Origin of the sequence: Streptomyces sp. NPDC049970 (assembly GCF_040660235.1) — a bacterium.
GTDB lineage: Bacteria > Actinomycetota > Actinomycetes > Streptomycetales > Streptomycetaceae > Streptomyces.
Window position 1 is genome coordinate 291,378 of the sequence record NZ_JBFALP010000007.1, and the last position, 14,919, is coordinate 306,296.

The window sequence follows — 14,919 nt, forward strand, 5'->3', positions numbered from 1 at the left end:
CACGGCCCCCGGCGCGGCGGTGCGCGATGAGCGCCGTACTCGGCCTGGTCGCCGTCCTGGTCCTGACCGCCGGTACCGGCTACTTCGTCGCCCAGGAGTTCGCCTACGTGGCCGCGGACCGGCTCGCCCTCGCCCGTGAGGCCGAGGACGGCGACCCGAGGGCCGCCCGCGCGCTCAAGGTCCTCGAACGCCTCTCGTTCATGCTCTCCGGAGCTCAGCTCGGCATCACCGTCACCGGGCTGGTGGTCGGGTTCCTGGCCGAGCCGTCCGTCTCCGCGCTGATCAGGCCGGTCCTCGAAGGCATCGGCCTGTCGGGCGGGGCGGTCCCGGTGATCTCCGTCGTCCTGGCCTTCGTCGTGGCGACCGTGGTGCAGATGGTGCTCGGCGAGCTCGCCCCCAAGAACCTGGCACTCGCCGTACCGGAGAGGCTGGCCAAGTCGCTGTCCGCGTCGACTCTCGCGTACCTCAAGGTCGTGGGCCCCCTGGTCCACGTCTTCGACGGTGCCGCCAACAGGCTGCTGCGCAAGGTGGGTGTCGAGCCGGTCGAGGAACTGCACCACGGCGCCACGCTGGAGGAGCTGAGCCACCTGATCGGGGAGTCCCACGAGCAGGGCCATCTGCCGCCGGACACCGCCGAACTGCTCGACCACGCCGTGTCCTTCTCGGAGCGGACCCTGCACGCGGTCATGGTGCCCCGGTCCGACGCCGTCTTCGTGCGCGAGGATGCCACAGCGGCCGACGCCGTACTGCTGATCGCCCGGCACGGGCACTCCAACTACCCCGTGCTGGGGGACCACCCCGACGACGTCGCCGGGGTGCTCGGCGTACGTGACCTGATGCGCCTGCCCGCGGACGGCTTCGACCGGAGCGCCGCCGGTGACGCGGCGCGGAGGCCGCTGCTGCTGCCCGAGACGCTTCCGCTCCCGGACGCCGTCGCCCGGATGCGGGAGCGGGACGACGAGTTCGCCGTCGTCCTCGACGAACACGGCGGTGTCGCGGGTGTCGTCACCTACGAGGACATCGCGGAGGAGCTGGTGGGCGACATCGCCGACGAGTCCGACACCGTCGTGGAACTCGCCGTCGCGGACCGCGGCGGCTGGCTCGTGGACGCCGGCCGCCGCCTCGACGAGGTCGCGTCGGCCACCGGTATCGCGCTCCCCGAGGGGCCGGACTACGACACCGTGGCCGGGCTGATCATCGACCGGCTCGGACGGTTCCCGGGCATCGGCGACCGCCTCGCCGTGGCGGACGTCGACATCGCCGTTCTCACCCTTGACCGCCACGTGCCCGAACGCGTACGCGTCGAGCGGCGCACGCCGCCCGCCGGGCCCTCGACCGAGGAGACACAGGCGTGAGCTTCCCGTTGGCACTCTTCATCACCGTGCTGCTCCTGATCGGCAGCGGATTCTTCGTGGCGGCCGAGTTCGCGCTCGTCGCGGCCAAGCGCCACCGCCTGGAGAAGGCGGCGGAGGAGGGGAGGAGAGGCGCGAAAGCAGCCCTCGCGGGGATGCGCGAGCTGTCGTTGATGCTCGCCGGGGCCCAACTCGGCATCACCGTCTGCACCCTGGGTCTGGGTTCGATCTCCAAGCCCGCCATCTCCCACGAGGTGGACCCGCTGCTGCACGATCTCGGACTGCCCAGTGGCCTCAGCTACGGCATCGCCTTCGCGTTCGCCATGACCGTCGTCGTCTTCCTGCACATGGTGGTCGGTGAGATGGCCCCCAAGTCCTGGGCCATCGCCCACCCGGAGCGCTCGGCGATGCTGCTGACGCCCCCCTTCCGGGCCCTGGTGAAGTGCGTCCGCCCGCTCATCTGGCTCCTGAACAGGATCAGCAACACCCTGGTGCGGATGTGCCGGGTCGAGCCGCGCGACGAGCTCGCCGACGTGCACAACCGGGAGCAGCTCACACATCTGGTCGCCGAGTCCGAACGCCTCGGCCTCATCAACAGGACCGACTCGGAGCTGATCACCCGGTCCCTGACCGAGCCTCGGACACCGGTCACGGAACTGCTCACGCCCGCCGAGGACATCATCACCGTGCCCGCCGGGGCCGACCTCGACGCCATCCTGGACCGGGCGCGCCTCGCCGACCGTACGCGCCTCCTGGTCAGCGACGGCGAGCGCATCCTCGGCTCGCTGCACGCGCGGGACGCCCTGGTCGCGCGCACCCGGGGCCGGAAGGTCACGGCACGCCTGCTGGCCAGGCCCGTCCCCGAGCTGCTCACCGACGACACCGTCGCCCACGCGGTGGAGGAACTCCGCCGCAACAGGGCTTCGCTGGCCGTGATCCGGGACGGGAACGGACGCCTCGTCGGCCTCGTCAGCCTCGACGACCTGATCGCCCGGTTGATGGGGCTTCAGCCGGCCTGAGCCGCGCGGTGCGATCGCCCGGGGGTGCCCTGTGGGCGCCCCCGGGGCCGATCTGTGCGCGAGGCCTCGCCTGCCGGGGGATCGGGAGGCGAGGAGGCATGCGCGGGGCGGCCCGGGGCATTCGTACTTCGACAGTGCTGTCGAAGAAGAGCGGCAGCCGGAGTGCGGAGGCGGAAAGACATGGAAATCTCGAGCATCATCGGGGCGATCTTGATCGGGATCATCATCGGCATTCTGGGGCGCCTGGTCGTTCCCGGCCGTCAGCGCATCGGCATCCTGCTGACGATCGTGGTGGGCATCGTCGCGGCGTTCATCGGTACGGCGATCGCCGCCGCCCTGGACGTCTCCGGTACCAACGGCATCGACTGGATAGAGATCGCCATCCAGGTCGGCGTGGCCGCACTGGGCGTCGCCGTCCTCGACCGGGCGACGTCGCGTCGCTGACGGCTCCGTCCGACCGTTCACGGTGACGCCGGTCCGGCGGTCCCGGCCCGCCCGCGGCGGCCCGGGACCGCCCGCGGCGGCCCGGGACCGCCCGGCCGACGGTGAGGACGCCGGCCCCCGCGCGCAGGTGTGGAACGGCCCACAGCCGTGCCGGGTCCGTAGGGGCCGGGATCCCTTGTGGGGAACGGGAGGCGGGTCCCGCAGAGGGGTCCCGCCGGTGGGCCGCTGTGACCCGGGTCTCTACCCCGCAGCCCGTTTCTGCTGCACTGTGTTCGGGTCACGGGGGGCGACCGTCACCGATCGACCGAGCGAGATGCCATGACCGCAGCAGCCGCAAGCGAGAACACCACCCGCGCCCGCCGCGCCCGTACGGGCGGTCCCGGCGACGGGCCCGACATCCTCGAACACGTCCTGGGCTGGACGCTCGTCGTCGTGCTCGCCGTGTTCGTCACCGGTGCGGGACTCATGTGACGCGTGACCGCCGTGGCCGACCGGTGGGGTGGGGCGCCCGCCCGGCACCCCACCCCTGACCCGCCCTGCGGTCCGTGTACCCCCTCGGGGCTAGTTGATGGCCTTGATGAGCTCACCGTTCGCCGTGTCGCCGCTGAGCTCCCAGAAGAAGGTGCCTCCGAGGCCCTGGTCGGCCTTGTAGTCCATCTTCGTGGCGATCGTGGCCGGGGTGTCGTAGCTCCACCAGTTGGTGCCGCAGTGGGCGTACGCGGTGCCGGCGACCGTGCCGGTGACCGGGCAGCTGTTCTTCAGGACCTTGTAGTCCTCGATGCCCGCCTCGTACGTACCGGGCGCGGCGCCCGTCGCCGTACCGCCCGGCTCCGACTGCGTGACGCCGGTCCACCCGCGCCCGTAGAAGCCGATGCCGAGGAGCAGCTTCTCCGAGGGGACGCCCAGTTCCTTGAGCTTGGAGATGGCCGCGTCGGTGTTGAAGCCCTCCGTCGGGATGCCCGGGTAGGAGGTCAGCGGTGAGTGCGGGGCCGTCGGTCCCTTCGCCGCGAAGGCGCCGAAGAAGTCGTACGTCATCGGGTTGTACCAGTCGAGGTACTTCGCCGCGCCCGCGTAGTCGACCGCGTCGATCTTGCCGCCGTCGGAGCCGTCCGCGGTGATCGCCGAGGTGATCAGGTTGCCGGTGCCGAACTTGGTGCGCAGCGCCGACAGGAGGTTGCCGTAGGCGTCACGGCCGCTGGTGTCACAGGTCAGGCCGCAGGCGTTGGGGTACTCCCAGTCGATGTCGATGCCGTCGAAGACATCGGCCCAGCGGGGGTCCTCTACCAGGTTGTAGCAGGACTCGGCGAATGCGGCCGGATTCTGCGCGGCCTCACCGAAGCCTCCGGACCAGCTCCAGCCGCCGAACGACCAGATGACCTTCAGGTCGGGGTGGAGCTTCTTCAGCTTGCGCAACTGGTTGAAGTTGCCCCGCAGTTCCTGGTCCCAGGTGTCCGCGACCCCGTCGACCGACTGGTCCGCGGTGTAGGCCTTCTCGTAGTCGGCGTAGCTGTCGCCGATGGTGCACTTGCCGCCCTGCACGTTCCCGAAGGCGTAGTTGATGTGCGTCAGCTTGTCGGCCGAGCCCGACGTCTCGACGTTCTTTACGTGGTAATTGCGGTCGTAGACACCCCAGTTGGTGAAGTATCCGACCACCTTGCCACCCGCGGCCGCCGGGGCCGCTTCGGCGGCCGCGGGCGCGGCGGTGGGGGCCGCTCCCGCCGTCGAAGTGCCGGCCACGCCGAGCAGGGCGGCTCCGAGCGCGGCGGTACAGAGGGTTGCGGCGAGCGCCCGGAGGCGGGCGCCGCGGGGACGGTGAAGTCCGGTCATTGTGGCTCCTCGTGGGGGAGGGCTTGGTTGAAGGTGCCGACCGGTCCACCACACTTGGCATGGACGCGGTGAGGCATTGGGGGAGACCGTAGAAGGACTAGACCAGTTGGGTCAATGGTTCGGACCAATTTCCCCGCTCAGGGGCACGGGTGCCCGGTGACGCGGGCGCTCCGATCGGGCATACTCAACGCGCCACAGCCGCTGACCGGCGCCTCCCGTGATCCGGGAAGGCAGGATCGGCTGGGGAGCCGTAGATTTCCGGGCATCGCCCGGGACCGTCCGGCGTCGCCGCTCACACCCCGCGCGCGCGACCGCCGAAACCCCCGACAGGGAGGAGAGCGCAGTCATGTCCGACCGTGCCCCGCAGCCGGTGGAACGCCGCCTGCCCACCGAGGAGTCCCGGCAGCTCGTCGAGCTCGTACGCGACATCGTGTCGAAGGAGATCGCTCCCCGGGCGGCCGACGAGGAGGAGGCGGGACTCTTCCCGCGTGAGGTCTTCACCCTGCTCTCGGAGGCCGGACTGCTCGGACTCCCCTACGACTCCGCGCACGGCGGCGGCGACCAGCCGTACGAGGTCTACCTCCAGGTGCTCGAGGAGCTGGCTGCCGCCAGGCTCACGATCGGCCTCGGCGTCAGCGTCCACTCGCTGGCCTGTCACGCGCTCGCCGGATACGGCACCGAGGAGCAACGGGCCGCCCACCTCCCGGCGATGCTCTCGGGCGGCCTGCTGGGCGCCTACTGCCTCTCCGAGCCCTCCTCGGGCTCCGACGCCGCCTCGCTCCGCACGAAGGCCGTGCGCGATGGCGAGGGCTGGGTCCTCACCGGCACCAAGGCCTGGATCACGCACGGCGGCGTAGCCGACTTCTACACGGTGCTGGCCCGGACCGGGGTGGAGGGCCCCAGGGGGATCACCGCCTTCCTCGTGCCCGGCGACGCCGAGGGGCTCGACGCGGCCGTGCCCGAGAAGAAGATGGGCATGAAGGGGTCGCCCACCGCCCAGCTCCACTTCGACGGTGTGCGGATCCCGGACGACCGCCGCCTCGGTGAGGAGGGGCAGGGTTTCGCCATCGCGCTGTCCGCGCTGGACTCCGGGCGCCTGGGAATCGCGGCCTGCGCCGTCGGCGTCGCCCAGGCGGCCCTGGACGAGGCGGTCGGCTATGCCACCGGGCGGCACCAGTTCGGCCGTCCGATCGCGGACTTCCAGGGGCTGCGCTTCATGCTCGCCGACATGGCCACCCAGATCGAGGCCGGCCGTGCGCTCTACCTCGAGGCGGCCCGGCTCCGCGACGCGGGCCTGCCGTTCTCGCGGCAGGCTGCGATGGCCAAGCTGTTCTGCACCGACGCCGCCATGCGGGTGACCACCGACGCCGTCCAGGTCCTCGGCGGCTACGGCTACACGCTCGACTTCCCCGTCGAGCGGCTGATGCGCGAGGCCAAGGTGCTCCAGATCGTGGAAGGCACCAACCAGATCCAGCGCATGGTCATCGCCCGTCACCTCGCGGGTCCCGAGACGCGCTGAGCCGGACCGGGCGGTCCGACCACACGGGTGTCGTCATGATCCGGTTCCACTCCTGGTCATGGCGCCCCGGAAGTGTCAGACCCGCGCTCTCCCAGTTGCGGAGCATGGCGCGGTAGATGGGCGGATCGGTGGTGTGCGGCACCGACTGCCGTGCGGACTCCCGGGACTGCGGTCCGGGAAGCGGAACCGATTCTCCGGCCGTCGGTGCGGCGAGGCGGCGGCGTACGGTGCCGGCCGTTGAATGCAGCGTGGTCATGCAGGACCAACGCCGGTACAGGGCCCCAGGTCACTGTCCCGCCGAATCGTGCGCCCGTTCCTCGGGGTCCGCGCCCGCAGCGGGGGCGGCGAGCCGTCCGTACCAGGCCGGGCCTGGTACGGACGGGGATGCGCGGGAGCTCAGGCGGCGTGGCGCTGGGCCAGCGGCACGTACCGCACGGGACGCGAGCCCGGACCGCCGGCGTGCGAGAAGGGCTGCATCCGCCAGTCGAGTCCCTGAGGGAGCGTCAGAAGCAGTGCGGTCTCCTGCTCCTGGGCCTCGAGGGTCTCGTCGGCGGGGCGCGCGCCGGAGGCGTCGCGGTTGGTGCCGGGGCACACGGTGAGGACGAACGGGTTCCAGGGCGAGGGGCACAGGGCGTGCTCCGGGAGCACGGCCTCGTCCGCCAGCAGGGCGATCGGCCGGGCGCAGTCCGGGCAGACCACCCGGTACATCTCGAATGTGTCGTACGCGTCGGGAGCGCTGTCCTCGTCGCGGGCGGCGTACTCGTCGGGATCCGGTTCGGTACGTCCGGTGAGCTTCAGGCTCTGCATGGGATCTTCCCCCTCAGGTGGGCCGGCCAGGCGCCACGGCCTCGGCCACAGCAAGCACTTCCCGTCGCGCGTCGGCCGTAACCGCGAGCCCGTCGGCTACCCACCCGTAAACATGTGGCATTCATCACATGCCCCTCGAAGCGGCCCCTCCGGGCCGCTCACGACTGTGCGTGGAGGGACCCGGGGCCATAGGTTGATCCGCATGGAGGAGCTGGACCGTCAGATCGTGGAGTTGCTCGTCAAGGACGGGCGGATGAGCTACACCGACCTGGGCAAGGCCACCGGCCTGTCCACCTCGGCCGTTCATCAGCGTGTCCGCCGCCTGGAGCAGCGCGGGGTGATCCGGGGCTACGCCGCCGTCGTCGCCCCCGAGGCGCTCGGCCTGCCCCTCACCGCGTTCATCTCGGTGAAACCCTTCGACCCGAGCGCCCCCGACGACATCGCCGAGCGGCTCGCCGGTGTACCGGAGCTCGAGGCGTGCCACAGCGTGGCGGGCGACGAGAACTACATCCTCAAGGTGCGGGTCTCCAGCCCCCTGGAACTGGAGCACCTGCTCACGCGCATCCGTACGCTGGCCGGCGTCTCCACCCGCACGACGGTCGTCCTCTCCACCCCGTACGAAGCACGTCCACCGCGCATCTGAGGTGGAGGGGAGGGGGTGCGGGCCGGACCGCCCCCGGCAGGCGCGAGACTGGTCCCATGACCGAGAGCACCGCCCCCCAGAGCGAACACCGCACCGTGCTGCTGCGCGGTGGAGACGTCCACAGCCCCGCCGATCCGTTCGCCACCGCGATGGTCGTCGAACGCGGCCATGTCGCCTGGGTCGGGTCGGAGGGCGCGGCCGACGCCTTCGCGAGCGGCGTCGACGAGGTGATCGACCTGGAAGGCGCCCTGGTCACCCCCGCGTTCACCGACTCCCACGTCCACACCACGTCGACCGGGCTGGCGCTCACGGGACTGAACCTCTCCGGTGCGCGCACCCTGGCCGAGGCACTCGGGCTCGTCCGCGCGTCCGTCGGCGACCGGGCGGGGGACCGGGTGGTCCTCGGCCACGGATGGGACGCCGCCCGCTGGCCCGAGCGGCGGCCCCCCTCGCGCGGTGAACTCGACGAGGCGGCGGGCGGGCGGGCCCTCTACCTGCCCCGCGTGGACGTCCACTCCGCCGTCGTCACCACCGCTCTGCTCGACCTCGTCCCGGGTGTCACGTCGATGCCCGGATACCACCCCGAAGGCCCGCTCACCGGCGACGCCCACCACGCCGTGCGCGCCGCCGCCCACGGCGCGGTCACACCCCGGCAGCGGGCCGAGGCCCAGCGCGCCGCGCTGGCGCACGCCGCCTCGCTCGGGATCGGCACCGTGCACGAGTGCGCCGGCCCGGACATCTCCGACGAGGAGGACTTCACCGGGCTGCTGAAGCTCGCCACCGAGCTGCCCGGCCCCCGTGTCTTCGGTTACTGGGCCGAACGGATCGAGGACGCGGAGGGAGCCCGCCGCGTCCGTGGGCTCGGTGCGGTCGGCGCGGCGGGCGACCTCTTCGTCGACGGTTCGCTGGGTTCCCACACGGCCCTGCTGCACGAGCCCTACGCCGACGCCCCGCACTCCGGCACCGGGCGGCTCGACGCCGCCGGAATCGCCGCGCACGTGACGGCGTGCACCGAGGCGGGACTGCAGGCCGGCTTCCACGCCATCGGTGACGCGGCGGTGTCCACCGTCGTGGCGGGTGTCCGGGCAGCCGCCGAGACCCTCGGGCTCGCCCGTGTCCGGGCCGCCAGGCACCGGGTGGAGCACGCCGAGATGCTCACCCCGGAGACCGTCGCCGCCTTCGCCGAACTGGGCCTCACCGCCTCGGTCCAGCCTGCCTTCGACGCCGCCTGGGGAGGCCCCGACGGAATGTACGCCAGGCGCCTTGGCGCGGAGCGCGCCGCGACCCTCAACCCCTATGCCGCCCTGCTGCGCGCCGGGGTTCCCCTGGCCTTCGGTTCGGACAGCCCCGTGACACCGCTCGACCCCTGGGGAACGGTGCGGGCCGCGGCCCACCACCGCACTCCGGAGCACCGCATCTCCGTACGCGCCGGCTTCACCGCCCACACCCGCGGCGGCTGGCGCGCCGTCGGCCGCGACGACGCGGGTGTGCTCGTGCCCGGAGCCCCGGCCGACTACGCGGTCTGGCGCACCGGTGAACTGCTGGTCCAGGCCCCCGACGACCGGGTGGCGCGCTGGTCCACCGACCCCCGGTCCGGCACCCCCGGCCTGCCCGATCTCACACCCGGAGCGGACCTCCCGGTCTGCCTCCGCACGGTGGTCCTCGGACAAACTGTCTACCTGAGGCCGAACGAGTGACGTCCTCGGATTCCGTACCGCCGATCGATGGCGCGGCTACTCTGCCGCGACCTGCGATTCAGCGCCACTGACCAGGCGCTTTCGGAGGAAACCGCAGGTAGGACGGCTGTTGACAGAAAGCGCCCAAGGGCCGGTAGGTTCGGCCGGGTCCACCACTGGACGTCCGACCGGGCAGACCTCCACGCAGTCGTCGAACGCCGCTGGGTCATGGGGTGGTGTGCCGCACCGGCGCACCACCACTGACAGCCAGGTTCAGCGCCGACGCCTCGGGGCGAGGGCAGGTCTCGTCCGGACGGCAGGTGTGACCCGGGTGGGGCCCGGAGGTTCAGTAGACAACGGCTTTCGGTCGACCCGCAGCCAGCGGGTCCCAGGTCGGCCCGAAGGACACCGGGCCCCGACCCGCAGTGCTGTGCTTCTGTCCGCAGTTCCACGCATCTGTCCTCGGCGCCGCCCGCAGCCCCGCGACCGCGTCGGAGTCGGGCTCCCGCACGCTGGATATGGTGTGCACCTGCGTACGGACTTTAAGGGGCAGTAGTGAACGACGGCGGTCAGAGGCAGTTCGGCCCGCTCGGCAGAGTCCTGGTGATCATTCCCACCTACAACGAGGCCGAGAACGTCAGGCTCATCGTGGCCCGGGTGCGCGCCGCCGTCCCGGACGCGGACATCCTCGTCGCCGACGACAACAGCCCCGACGGCACGGGCAAGGTCGCCGACGAGCTCGTGGCGGGCGACAGCCAGGTGCACGTCCTGCACCGAAAGGGCAAGGAAGGGCTCGGCGCCGCGTATCTCGCCGGGTTCCGGTGGGGTGCCGAGCACGACTACGGCGTCCTGGTCGAGATGGACGCGGACGGCTCCCACCAGCCCGAGGAACTGCCCCGCCTCCTCACCGCGCTCAAGGGCGCCGACCTGGTCCTCGGCTCGCGCTGGGTCCCGGGTGGCCGGGTCGTCAACTGGCCGCGCCACCGCGAGATGATCTCGCGCGGCGGCAGCCTGTACTCCCGGATGCTGCTGGGGCTCTCGGTGCGGGACGTCACCGGTGGCTACCGCGCCTTCCGCACGCCGACGCTTGACGGCCTCGGCCTGGAGGAGGTGGCCTCGCAGGGGTACTGCTTCCAGGTCGACCTGGCCCGGCGCGCCGTCGAAGCCGGCTTCCACGTCGTCGAGGTGCCGATCACCTTCATGGAGCGCGAGATCGGTGACTCGAAGATGAGCCGCGACATCCTCGTCGAGGCGCTGTGGCGGGTCACCGGCTGGGGCATCACCGGCCGGGCCAACAAGGTCCTGGGGCGCAAGACGCCCTGACCCGTCCGCCGCGGCCCTCAAGATCACCCCCTTACGCCGCTTGCACGCCCGTGCAGGCACACTGGGTGCATGACGACCGGCACACCGCCTCCGAACCGTTCACGGCGCTCACGCGCCCGTACCCTTCTGCCCCTGGGCGTCGCCGCCTGGCTGGTGCTGGAGATCTGGCTGCTGACCGTGGTGGCCGGCGCGGCGAACGGGTTCACCGTGCTGCTGATCCTGGTCGCCGGTGCCGTGCTCGGCGCCGCGGTGATCAAGCGGGCCGGACGGCGGGCCTTCCGCAACCTCACCGAGACCCTCCAGCAGATGCCCGGACAGCCCGGCGCCGCCGATGGCGCGCCTGCCGCCTCCACGGGCGGCAAGGGGAACGGCCTGCTCATGCTGGGCGGCCTGCTCCTCATGATCCCCGGAATGATCTCGGACGTGGCGGGGCTCCTGCTCCTGCTGCCCCCGGTCCGCGCCGTCCTCGGGCGCTACGCGGAGCGCTCGCTGGAGCGCCGTATGCGGGCGGCGGCGCCCGGCGGCTTCTCGGACGCCTTCCAGCAGGCGCGTATCCACCGGCCGGACGGCAAGGTGGTCCAGGGAGAGGTCATCCGTGAGGACGGTGCGGCCCCGCACCGGCGTCCCGACGACGGGCCGGGCGCGGACCGCCCGCCGCTGACTCCCTGAGACCGCTCGCCCGCCGCGGGCAGGCAGACGAAAGCCGCGGGCCGCGACACATGTTCTGTGTCGCGGCCCGCGGCTCTTGATCTTTGCGCTGTTCGCGGTCAGGCAGACTTCCTGCTGTCGCGCGGATGCACGGCGATGTTCATGGCTCCGGAGCGCAGAACCGCCAGCCTCTCGGCCAGCACCTCCTCCAGCTCCTCGCGGGTGCGCCGCTCCATGAGCATGTCCCAGTGCGTACGCGCAGGCTTGCCCTTCTTCTCCTCGGGGCCATCCCCGTCCACAAGGAGTGCCGTGGCGCCGCACGCCTTGCACTCCCACTCCGGCGGAATTTCCGCCTCTACCGAGAACGGCATCTCAAATCGATGTCCGTTCGGGCATGCGTACTCCACCGCCTGGCGCGGGGCCAGATCGATGCCGCGGTCCGTCTCGTAGCTGGTAACCACGAGTCGCGTGCCGCGGAGAGCTCGCTCACTCATGAATCGTGCCTCCCGGGCTTGTCGCCCACAGGACAGATGTCGCTGTCGTCGTCATCCGGTCAACGTCCGGTCGGCGGGAAAGATTCCCGTTTCCGGTCATGCGTCGCCCGTCGTGGCGCTGCCATTGTCTGGGTGCTTACCCACCGGTGCCCGTTTTGTCACATGTGGTCGAAGTTGTCACCCAACGGTTTGACTTCTTCCACTCGCAGTAACGGTCCTCCGGGCAGGCCAAAGGCGTACACTACCGGCCTTTCACTTCAACGTCTAAATCCTGTCCGGAACCGGGTTGCCCGCGGCGGCCACCGCGGCCCGCACGGGCACCCTCGCGAGCAGTACCGAACCCAGCGCGAAGAAGACCACCAGGGACAGGATCGCGTCCCGGTAGCTGCCGGTGAGCTGGTAGCCGAGACCGAAGACCAGGGGGCCCAGCCAGCTGAGTCCCCGGTCGCTCATCTCGTAGGCGGAGAAGTACTCCGCCTCCTTGCCGCGCGGGACCAGGTGCGAGAACAGCGACCGCGACAGGGCCTGGCTGCCGCCGAGCACCAGGCCGATCGCGGCGGCCAGCGAGTAGAAGAACACCGGTGCGTCGGCCGGCAGCACGTAGGCCGCGGCGAGGATCAGTGTCCACACGGCGAGCGAGGCCAGGATCGTGCGTTTCGCGCCGTGGACCCGGGCGAGTCGCCCCATCCCCAGCGCGCCCGCCACCGCGAGCACCTGGACGAGCAGTACCGCGGTGATCAGCGTCGTCTGGTCGAGGCCCAGCTCCTCGGAGCCGTAGAGCGACGCCTGTGAGATCACCGTCTGGATGCCGTCGTTGTAGATCAGGTAGGCGAGCAGGAAGGACAGGGTGAGCGGGTGGCGGCGCATGTCGCGCAGCGTCGCCCTCAGCTGTCGCCAGCCGGAGCCGACCGCGCCCTCGCCGCCCGATGTCACCCGGCGGTCGCGCAGCCGGCGCAGCGGTACGAGCGAGAACGCCCCCCACCAGACCCCGGCCGAGGCGATGCAGATCCGGACAGCGTCGGACTCGGAGAGCCCGAACGAGTCGTGGCCCGAGTAGAGCACCAGGTTCAGGACGAGGACGAACGCCCCCGAGGTGTAGCCGAAGGCCCAGCCCCGGGAGGAGACGGCGTCGCGTTCGTCCGGGGTGGCGATCTGCGGAAGGTAGGCGTTGTACAGGGCCATCGACACGGATATCGACGCGTTCGCCACGATCAGCAGGAACGCCCCCAGCAGATAGCGTTCGCCGTCCAGGAAGAACATGCAGGCCGTCGCGGTCGCGCCCGTGTACGCGGCCGCCGCGAGCAGCGGCTTCTTGCGTCCGGTGCGGTCCGCCGCCGCGCCGACGACCGGCATCACGATCACGGCCACGACGATGGAGACCGACACGGCGTACGCGAAGAGCGAGCCGGCCCGCACGGGTATGCCCAGGGGGTGCACGAAGCCGTCCGCGTCGGCGGCGGCCTTGGCCACCGACGTCAGATAGGGGCCGAGGAACACCGTGAGCACGCTGGTCGAGTACACGGAGCACGCGAAGTCGTAGAAGTACCAGCCGCGTTGCTCGCGCCTGCGGTCCGTGTCCCCAGCCGGCTGTTCGGCCGGCCCCGCAGTTCCTGTCGTACCGGTGCTCACACCGGGCCCCCTCGCTCGTCCCGTGCGGACGGAGCGGGTCCCGGCGTCAGGCCCAGGCCCCACGCCCGCTCAGCACCGTGCGCAGCGTCTCGATGTGATCGGTCATGATGCCATCCACCCCGAGGTCCAGGAGCGCCGCCATCCGTTCCGGTTCGTTGACCGTCCAGACGTGGACCTGGAGACCGCGCGCGTGTGCGGCGCGGACGAAGCGGCGGTCGACGACGCGCACGCCGCTCTGGCTCTCCGGGACCTGCGCGCAGACCGCGCCGGCCCGGAGCGCCGCCGGTATGCCGTACGAGCGCAGCCGCAGGCCGAGTACGCCGCGCACCCCGTAGGAGGTCGCCAGGCGAGGGCCCGCGAGGCGGTGCGCCCTGGCCACCCTTGCCTCGGAGAAGGACCCCACGCACACCCGGTCCCAGGCGCCGGTCCTGCGGATCAGTCCGACGAGCGGGACGAGTGCCCGCTCCGCCTTGATGTCCACGTTCCAACGGGCGTCGGGGAACGCCTCCAGCAGTTCCTCGAAGAGGGGGAGCGGCTCGCTGCCCGCCACCCTCGCCCGGCGCACCTCGTCCCAGGGGAGGTCGGCTATCCGGCCGCGCGAGTCCGTGACCCGGTCCAGCGTCGGGTCGTGGAAGGCGACCAGTCGGCCGTCGGCGGTGGAGTGCACATCGGTCTCGAAGTAGCGGTAGCCGGCGCCGGCCGCCCGCCGGAACGCGGCGGCGGTGTTCTCCATGCCGTCCGCCGCCCCGCCGCGGTGGGCGAAGGGGATCGTCGAAGGATGGTCCAGATAGGGGTGGCGCCCCGAGGTCGCTGCGGTCACCGCGGAAGTATCGCCCCTCGCGGCGACCGTCCCGCGACGGGCGGGGTGCCCGCGTCCGTCGCGGAGAGGTCGAAGACGCGTAGGAAGACCTGTGCGAGCGGGCCGATCGCCAGGGCGTACAGGACCGTGCCGGCGCCCAGCGAACCGCCGAGGAGGAAGCCCGTCACGACGACGGCCACCTCGATCGCCGTACGCACCAGCCTGATGGAACGCCCCGTGAGCCGGTGCAGCCCGGTCATCAGCCCGTCGCGCGGCCCGGGACCGAACCGCGCGGAGATGTACAGCCCGGTGGCGACGCCGTTGAGCACGATGCCAGCGGCCATCAGCGGGATCCGCGCCCCGAGCCCGTGCACGTCCGGCACGAGGGCGAGCGTGCCGTCCATCGCGATGCCGACGGCGAAGACGTTGGACACCGTGCCGAGCCCCGGCCGCTGCCTGATGGGGATCCAAAGGAGCAGCACGACCGCTCCGACGATGATCGAGACGACTCCGATCGACACGCCGGTCCGCTCGGCGATCCCCTGGTGCAGCACCCCCCACGGTTCGAGTCCCAGCCCGGCCCTGACCAGGAGCGCCGAGCTCGCCCCGTACAGCGCCAGGCCCACGTACAGATGGGTCAGTCGCCGAGCGGTCCTGGTGCCGCTCCGGGCGGTGGTGTCGGACAAGTGGTGCCCCCTGTGTAGTGGTAGTGGACTGCTCCGTGTCACTCTGTGGCGGG

Annotated in this window: 15 protein-coding genes; 9 read left to right on the forward strand and 6 right to left on the reverse strand. The window is 71.6% G+C overall.

Going from position 1 to position 14,919, the window contains the following annotated elements; translation table 11 throughout:
- Window positions 1-26 precede the first annotated feature (26 nt).
- The 4 genes from AB0I83_RS16445 to AB0I83_RS16460 all read left to right on the forward strand — a co-directional run bounded on the left by AB0I83_RS16445 (window position 27) and on the right by AB0I83_RS16460 (window position 3,286).
- Window positions 27-1,355, forward strand: coding sequence for a hemolysin family protein (locus AB0I83_RS16445; RefSeq protein WP_363305023.1), 1,329 nt, complete (start codon window positions 27-29; stop codon window positions 1,353-1,355).
- On the forward strand, window positions 1,352-2,371 hold the full coding sequence (locus AB0I83_RS16450; protein ID WP_356537294.1) for a hemolysin family protein: 1,020 nt from the start codon (window positions 1,352-1,354) through the stop codon (window positions 2,369-2,371). The genes AB0I83_RS16445 and AB0I83_RS16450 overlap by 4 nt, the downstream gene beginning before the upstream one ends.
- A gap of 180 nt (window positions 2,372-2,551) precedes the next feature.
- The gene (locus AB0I83_RS16455; RefSeq protein WP_356537296.1) at window positions 2,552-2,815 is read left to right on the forward strand and encodes a GlsB/YeaQ/YmgE family stress response membrane protein; all 264 of its coding nucleotides are present in this window, start codon (window positions 2,552-2,554) and stop codon (window positions 2,813-2,815) included.
- A 318-nt stretch (window positions 2,816-3,133) separates the two neighbouring features.
- Window positions 3,134-3,286: an SCO1431 family membrane protein gene (locus AB0I83_RS16460; RefSeq protein WP_356536942.1), complete on the forward strand. Its 153-nt coding sequence runs from the start codon at window positions 3,134-3,136 to the stop codon at window positions 3,284-3,286.
- A gap of 90 nt (window positions 3,287-3,376) precedes the next feature.
- Here the strand turns inward: AB0I83_RS16460 and AB0I83_RS16465 are convergent, their stop codons facing one another.
- Entirely contained in the window at window positions 3,377-4,642 is a 1,266-nt protein-coding gene (locus AB0I83_RS16465; protein WP_363305024.1) for a glycoside hydrolase family 18 protein, read from the reverse strand.
- A gap of 346 nt (window positions 4,643-4,988) precedes the next feature.
- Here AB0I83_RS16465 and AB0I83_RS16470 point away from each other — a divergent pair, with 346 nt between their 5' ends.
- Window positions 4,989-6,161, forward strand: coding sequence for an acyl-CoA dehydrogenase family protein (locus AB0I83_RS16470; protein WP_363305025.1), 1,173 nt, complete (start codon window positions 4,989-4,991; stop codon window positions 6,159-6,161).
- 396 nt (window positions 6,162-6,557) lie between these two features.
- Here AB0I83_RS16470 and AB0I83_RS16475 read toward each other — a convergent pair whose 3' ends face one another.
- On the reverse strand, window positions 6,558-6,968 hold the full coding sequence (locus AB0I83_RS16475; protein ID WP_356536946.1) for a hypothetical protein: 411 nt from the start codon (window positions 6,966-6,968) through the stop codon (window positions 6,558-6,560).
- Window positions 6,969-7,170: 202 nt separating this feature from the next.
- Here AB0I83_RS16475 and AB0I83_RS16480 point away from each other — a divergent pair, with 202 nt between their 5' ends.
- The 4 genes from AB0I83_RS16480 (at window position 7,171) to fxsA (ending at window position 11,279) form a co-directional block, all read left to right on the forward strand.
- Window positions 7,171-7,611 (forward strand): Lrp/AsnC family transcriptional regulator, encoded by a 441-nt coding sequence (locus tag AB0I83_RS16480; protein ID WP_356536948.1) that lies wholly within the window; start codon window positions 7,171-7,173, stop codon window positions 7,609-7,611.
- A gap of 56 nt (window positions 7,612-7,667) precedes the next feature.
- Complete coding sequence (locus tag AB0I83_RS16485; RefSeq protein ID WP_363305026.1) at window positions 7,668-9,308, forward strand: amidohydrolase; 1,641 nt, start codon at window positions 7,668-7,670, stop codon at window positions 9,306-9,308.
- A 534-nt stretch (window positions 9,309-9,842) separates the two neighbouring features.
- On the forward strand, window positions 9,843-10,610 hold the full coding sequence (locus AB0I83_RS16490) for a polyprenol monophosphomannose synthase (RefSeq protein ID WP_363305027.1): 768 nt from the start codon (window positions 9,843-9,845) through the stop codon (window positions 10,608-10,610).
- 69 nt (window positions 10,611-10,679) lie between these two features.
- Entirely contained in the window at window positions 10,680-11,279 is a 600-nt protein-coding gene (fxsA, locus tag AB0I83_RS16495) for an FxsA family membrane protein (protein ID WP_356536954.1), read from the forward strand.
- 98 nt (window positions 11,280-11,377) lie between these two features.
- On the opposite strand, the gene AB0I83_RS16500 is transcribed toward fxsA, so the two are convergent.
- The 4 genes from AB0I83_RS16500 to AB0I83_RS16515 form a co-directional block, all read right to left on the reverse strand.
- Complete coding sequence (locus AB0I83_RS16500) at window positions 11,378-11,752, reverse strand: RNA polymerase-binding protein RbpA (RefSeq protein WP_014044757.1); 375 nt, start codon at window positions 11,750-11,752, stop codon at window positions 11,378-11,380.
- 264 nt (window positions 11,753-12,016) lie between these two features.
- On the reverse strand, window positions 12,017-13,381 hold the full coding sequence (locus tag AB0I83_RS16505) for an MFS transporter (protein WP_356536956.1): 1,365 nt from the start codon (window positions 13,379-13,381) through the stop codon (window positions 12,017-12,019).
- 46 nt (window positions 13,382-13,427) lie between these two features.
- Complete coding sequence (locus AB0I83_RS16510; protein ID WP_356536957.1) at window positions 13,428-14,201, reverse strand: glycerophosphodiester phosphodiesterase; 774 nt, start codon at window positions 14,199-14,201, stop codon at window positions 13,428-13,430.
- Window positions 14,198-14,866 carry a hypothetical protein gene (locus AB0I83_RS16515; protein ID WP_363305028.1) on the reverse strand — a complete coding sequence of 223 codons (669 nt, stop codon included), beginning with the start codon at window positions 14,864-14,866 and terminating at the stop codon, window positions 14,198-14,200. Before AB0I83_RS16515 ends, AB0I83_RS16510 begins: the two co-directional genes overlap by 4 nt.
- Window positions 14,867-14,919 lie beyond the last annotated feature (53 nt).

What these genes read in the sequence shown, in the direction of transcription:
- AB0I83_RS16480 (WP_356536948.1), top strand. Translation starts at nt 7,171, where the DNA reads ATGGAGGAGCTGGACCGTCAGATCGTGGAGTTGCTCGTCAAGGACGGG.
- AB0I83_RS16470 (WP_363305025.1), top strand. Translation starts at nt 4,989, where the DNA reads ATGTCCGACCGTGCCCCGCAGCCGGTGGAACGCCGCCTGCCCACCGAG.
- AB0I83_RS16485 (WP_363305026.1), top strand. Translation starts at nt 7,668, where the DNA reads ATGACCGAGAGCACCGCCCCCCAGAGCGAACACCGCACCGTGCTGCTG.
- AB0I83_RS16500 (WP_014044757.1), bottom strand. Translation starts at nt 11,752, where the DNA reads ATGAGTGAGCGAGCTCTCCGCGGCACGCGACTCGTGGTTACCAGCTAC.
- AB0I83_RS16445 (WP_363305023.1), top strand. Translation starts at nt 27, where the DNA reads ATGAGCGCCGTACTCGGCCTGGTCGCCGTCCTGGTCCTGACCGCCGGT.
- fxsA (WP_356536954.1), top strand. Translation starts at nt 10,680, where the DNA reads ATGACGACCGGCACACCGCCTCCGAACCGTTCACGGCGCTCACGCGCC.
- AB0I83_RS16465 (WP_363305024.1), bottom strand. Translation starts at nt 4,642, where the DNA reads ATGACCGGACTTCACCGTCCCCGCGGCGCCCGCCTCCGGGCGCTCGCC.
- AB0I83_RS16455 (WP_356537296.1), top strand. Translation starts at nt 2,552, where the DNA reads ATGGAAATCTCGAGCATCATCGGGGCGATCTTGATCGGGATCATCATC.
- AB0I83_RS16460 (WP_356536942.1), top strand. Translation starts at nt 3,134, where the DNA reads ATGACCGCAGCAGCCGCAAGCGAGAACACCACCCGCGCCCGCCGCGCC.
- AB0I83_RS16475 (WP_356536946.1), bottom strand. Translation starts at nt 6,968, where the DNA reads ATGCAGAGCCTGAAGCTCACCGGACGTACCGAACCGGATCCCGACGAG.